At 62.2% G+C, this 4,288-nt stretch carries 7 protein-coding genes; 3 read left to right on the top strand and 4 right to left on the bottom strand.

Annotation, left to right across the window (positions count from 1 at the left end; all coding sequences use genetic code 11):
• Window positions 1-90: 90 nt before the first annotated feature.
• The 3 genes from HX846_RS15655 to HX846_RS15645 all read right to left on the bottom strand — a co-directional run bounded on the left by HX846_RS15655 (window position 91) and on the right by HX846_RS15645 (window position 1,552).
• Window positions 91-504, bottom strand: a complete 414-nt coding sequence (locus HX846_RS15655; protein WP_008438917.1) for a multidrug efflux SMR transporter — start codon at window positions 502-504, stop codon at window positions 91-93.
• A complete protein-coding gene (locus HX846_RS15650) occupies window positions 504-860 on the bottom strand; it encodes an EamA family transporter (protein ID WP_178965676.1) in 357 nt (118 codons plus the stop codon). Before HX846_RS15650 ends, HX846_RS15655 begins: the two co-directional genes overlap by 1 nt.
• Window positions 861-967: 107 nt before the next feature.
• Entirely contained in the window at window positions 968-1,552 is a 585-nt protein-coding gene (locus tag HX846_RS15645) for a DUF6436 domain-containing protein (protein ID WP_003213861.1), read from the bottom strand.
• Window positions 1,553-1,663: 111 nt separating this feature from the next.
• Here HX846_RS15645 and HX846_RS15640 point away from each other — a divergent pair, with 111 nt between their 5' ends.
• Window positions 1,664-2,605: an alpha/beta hydrolase gene (locus HX846_RS15640; RefSeq protein WP_178965675.1), complete on the top strand. Its 942-nt coding sequence runs from the start codon at window positions 1,664-1,666 to the stop codon at window positions 2,603-2,605.
• Here HX846_RS15640 and HX846_RS15635 read toward each other — a convergent pair.
• Window positions 2,586-3,368, bottom strand: a complete 783-nt coding sequence (locus HX846_RS15635) for a DUF2059 domain-containing protein (RefSeq protein ID WP_178965674.1) — start codon at window positions 3,366-3,368, stop codon at window positions 2,586-2,588. The two genes, HX846_RS15640 and HX846_RS15635, sit on opposite strands and share 20 nt — an antisense overlap.
• Window positions 3,369-3,499: 131 nt before the next feature.
• Between HX846_RS15635 and HX846_RS15630 the strand changes: the two genes are divergently transcribed.
• Window positions 3,500-4,132, top strand: a complete 633-nt coding sequence (locus HX846_RS15630) for a 2OG-Fe(II) oxygenase (protein WP_003213854.1) — start codon at window positions 3,500-3,502, stop codon at window positions 4,130-4,132.
• 2 nt (window positions 4,133-4,134) lie between these two features.
• Window positions 4,135-4,288, top strand: a 154-nt coding sequence (locus HX846_RS15625; protein ID WP_178965673.1) for a 2-thiouracil desulfurase family protein, incomplete at its 3' end; no start/stop codon positions are given.

The raw sequence follows: 4,288 nt of genomic DNA, 5'->3' as shown, positions 1-4,288 counted from the left end.
GGGCCAGGTCGCCCGAGCGGTTGAACAAGTCCTGCCAGCGCAGGGGAAGCCCCGCCGTTGGCGGAATCTCCCGCTGGCTGACAACGGGCGTCATGACGCCAGCGTCTGCGAGGGTTCGGCCTCGACGGTCTTGCTTTCTTTGTCTTCGCTGCGCGCCAGGCACAGTATGCCCGCGATAATCAGCGCGCCACCGACGATTTTGGGCAGGGTAAGGGTGTCGTTGAACAGCCAGACGGAGATCAGCGTCACGCTGATCAGCTCCAGGTGTGACGCCGCAAACGCCGGGCCCACCGGGGCGTATTTCAACAGCGTCATCCAGGTGAAAAACGCGCCGATGTAGCCCACGAATGCGCCGTAGATCCATGGCGCACCGAACACGCGGATCAACCAGGCGGCGTCCATCGTCAGCGGTTCGGCATGAATCGAGGCGAACTTGAAACTGACCTGCGCCAAGGTATCGAAAATGATCAGCGACAGAAAACCGAGGATATAAAACCGTTTCATTACTCGAACCCCACGACGGTCACGCCACAGGCGATCAGCATGATGCCGATCAACCGCCATTTGCTCAGGCTTTCCTTGAACAGGAAACGCCCCGCAATCATGACCACGACAATATTGATGGAGCCCAGCATCACCCCGACCGACAACGGCACCAGTGTCAGGAAGGCCAGCCACAGCACGAATTCGAACACATAGCAGATGATGCCCAGCCAGATCCACGGACGCTTGAGCATATGGCGCCAGTGGGCCATGCCGTCATGCTCGGCGCTGGCTGAGGCTGCGGCTTTGAACGCCAACTGGCCGGACGTATCAACGATGACGTTGAGTATCCAGAGGATGATGGTTAATTGGCTCATGTGTTCCCGTGTCGTCTGCTTGTACGGCTAGTTGCTTACGATACAGGAGCGTGCCGATACAGTTGTTCGAGTTTGTCGAACGAACAGCGTCTGTTCAGCTTGCCGGGTCAGGGTGGAGACGTTTCCCCGTTCCACTCGCAATAACAGCCGACCGCCAGGGTGTGGGTCGCATTGACCTCGCGTCCGCCTTCGAGGGCTTGCAGGATCGGCTCGATAAAGCTGTTGCTGGAGTTACACGTCAACCCTTCGCTGTAGGGCCCGAAATACGCCAGCTTGCCGCTGCGGTCCCAGATGCCCACGGCAGGGCTGGCCGGCAGATGCTGGGCACCGGGCACGGCCTTGAGGGCCTTCATCGAGCCCAGGGTGGCGGGCAACTGCCCGTGGCTGCCGGCTTTCTGCAGGGAATAGAACTCCACGCCCTGGGGGGCGTACTGCTCGATCAACTCGCCAAGGTGCTGCTGGTTGCCGACATTGCACGGGCAGGCGGGGTCCCAGAAGTGCACCAGGCGGATCGGGCCCGGGCCGGCAAGCTCGGCCGGCAGGCTCAGGCTGTCACCGGAAAACACCGCCGTATGCTCACTGAATGCCCGCAGGTAGCGTCCCTGGAACCAGTCATACGCCGCCCACAACACCCCGGCGCAAATGATCACGATCAGGCTGGCGAAGAGGGTGGTGCGGTAGGGCTGTCGCATTTGGATCAATCCTCGGAGGACGCGTAGCTTGCCATGCTTGCCCTGACAGATGAATATCGCGGCTCGATATTCATCTGTTCAATGCGTTGAAGCCACAGTCTGGAAGTTCTTATGCCCGTTACGTTTGACCCTGATCATCTACGTGAAAGCTTGCGCCCACTGGTGGACGCGCAGCCGCTTTCAGCCGAGGCCCGGGTCTACCAGCGCTTCTACGGCCTGGACCTCGCTGCCCGCAAGGTGCCCGCGACAAGCCGCCTGGGGCGGTTTGCGCTGGATGGGTTCGACGTGGTCTGCCAGGTGTGGTGGCCACCGGTGCCGGTGGCGACGATGTTCCTGTTCCATGGCTTCTACGACCATATGGGCCTGTACCGGCATGCCGTGGACTGGGCGCTGGACCAGGGTTTTGTGGTGATCGCCTGCGACTTGCCGGGCCATGGCCTGTCCAGCGGTGAACGGGCCAGCATTGATGACTTTGCGGTGTACCAGGACGTGGTGCAGGCGTTGTTTGAACAGGCCAAGGCGCTGCAGTTGCCGCAGCCGTGGCACTTGTTCGGGCAAAGCACCGGCGGCGCGATTGTGGTGGATCACCTGCTTAGCCATGGCGTCGACAGCCCGGCCCAGGGCAAGACGTTCCTGTTGTCACCGCTGGTGCGGCCCCGCGCCTGGGGCTGGTCGCAGCTCAGTTATTACCTGCTCCGGCCGTTCGTCAAAGGCATTGCCCGGCGCTTCAGCGATAACACCAACGACCCGCAGTTCAAGCCGTTCCTGGAGGCCGACCCGTTGCAGCCACGGCAGTTACCGACTGCCTGGGTGGGCGCCCTGGCGCGCTGGATCAAACGTGTTGAAGCGGCGCCACGCAGCACGCGGCGGCCGTTGATCGTGCAGGGTGAGGAAGACATGACGGTGGACTGGCAGCACAACCTGAAGGTGCTGCGCAGCAAGTTTGACCAACCGGAGGTGTTGATGCTGCCGCGCGGCAGGCATCACTTGGCGAATGAGATTCCGGAGATTCGGCAGCAATACTTCGGGTTTCTCACCGACCACCTGAAATAACGCAATCCAAATGTGGGAGCGGGNNCGAGGTGCTTTGGCCGACCGCCAGCCCGGCGCGAATCGCCGCCAGTGCCGCCTTGTAGTACGCCTTGCCCTCCGGCGACTCCGCGAACGTCGCGAACTCTTCCAGCTCCGGGTCGGACAAATCCCGGTAGACGTACAACAGCGTGTTGTTCAGATCATTGCCGATCTGCTGCATCAGGCGCTCACGCTGGCCGTTCAACATGCCCTGCGCCTGGCCTCCGCCCAACAGCCCGGGGATCATCTGGCTCAAGCTGTCGGCCGCCACGCCGGCAATCGCCAGGCTGACTTCAGCCCCGGCTTCCCGCGCAGGCAAGGCCTGGGCCAGGTGGCCGATGATCAGGCTGCGGGTGGCATCGGCTTCCATGTGCGGCAAGCCCTGGGCGTTCTTCGCCAGTTGATCGCGGCGGGTGGCCAGCAACTCGGCGGCGACAATCTTGCGGCCCAGCGGCGACTGGAAGAAGGCCAGTGCCGGCTTAGGGTCCGCCAAATTCTTGCGCAGTTGCGCTTCGGCGCGCTGGTCTACCGACTGGGGCGCGAAGCGTTTATTGCTGTTGTCCACCAGCGCCTGATACACCGCCGGCGGCAGGCTGTTGCGGTAGCGTTGCTGGGCGGCACTGAGGGCGTCATTAAAATGCGCGCGCTGGTCTGCCCAGCCGGCGACCTTGTACAACTGGTCATGGCTGTCTGCCCAGGCGGGCAAAATGCAGAACATCAGCAAGGAAAAAAACAAACGACGCATATGGACTCCTGTCAGTCGGCCACTATTGTCCGTGTCGGGCGTAGGATTTGTCGAGAAATCCTATCGGTCACCTGACTAAAGTGTATTCAGACGCTCGGCGGCTCTGTCGGATTCACAGGCGTATGGATACTATGCGCGCCATGCCCATACCCTCCGATCACCCGCTGCTGTTACGCATTGTCGATGACCTGGCCGCACAAGGCTGGTCGCAGCAGAATATCTTCCTGCCCGAGGCTCTGACCCTCGAACTGGCGGCTGAGTGCCAAAAACGCGCCGCCGAAGGTGAATTGGCGCCCGCAGCGGTCGGACGGGGGCCTTCCCAGGAGATTCGCGAGGGCATCCGGGGTGACCATATCCAGTGGCTGGAGCCGGGCGAAGTGGTGGCCTGCGATAACTACCTGGAGCTGATGGACAGCCTGCGGGTGGCGATGAACCGTGGCCTGTTCCTGGGCCTGGAAGACTTCGAAAGCCACTTCGCGATGTACCCCCCGGGGGCGTTTTACCTCAAGCATGTGGACCGTTTTCGCGATGACGACCGGCGCATGGTGTCGGCGGTGATCTACTTGAACAACGCCTGGCTGCCGGAACATGGCGGCCAGTTGCGCATGTACCTCAAGGGCGACGTCGAATACGATGTGGTGCCCACCGGCGGTTGCCTGGTGGTATTCCTGTCGGGGGAAATCCCCCATGAAGTCATGCCCGCCACCCGCGAACGCCTGTCCCTCACCGGGTGGTTTCGCCGGCGGGGCAACGAGCCGTTTTGATGATGCAAAAGATTCTGGTCAGCCGCTGCCTGCTGGGGCACCGGGTACGCTACGACGGAGGGGCCAGCGGGCCTTTCGATCAATTGGCCGCGTGGCAGGCCGAAGGCCGGGTGGTTGCCGTGTGCCCGGAAGTGGCGGGTGGCTTGCCGACGCCAC

Source organism: Pseudomonas sp. K5002, from assembly GCF_013386655.1.
GTDB lineage: Bacteria > Pseudomonadota > Gammaproteobacteria > Pseudomonadales > Pseudomonadaceae > Aquipseudomonas.
The sequence above is the reverse complement of the archived record's forward strand: the minus strand, read 5'-3'. Positions and strand labels throughout refer to the sequence as shown.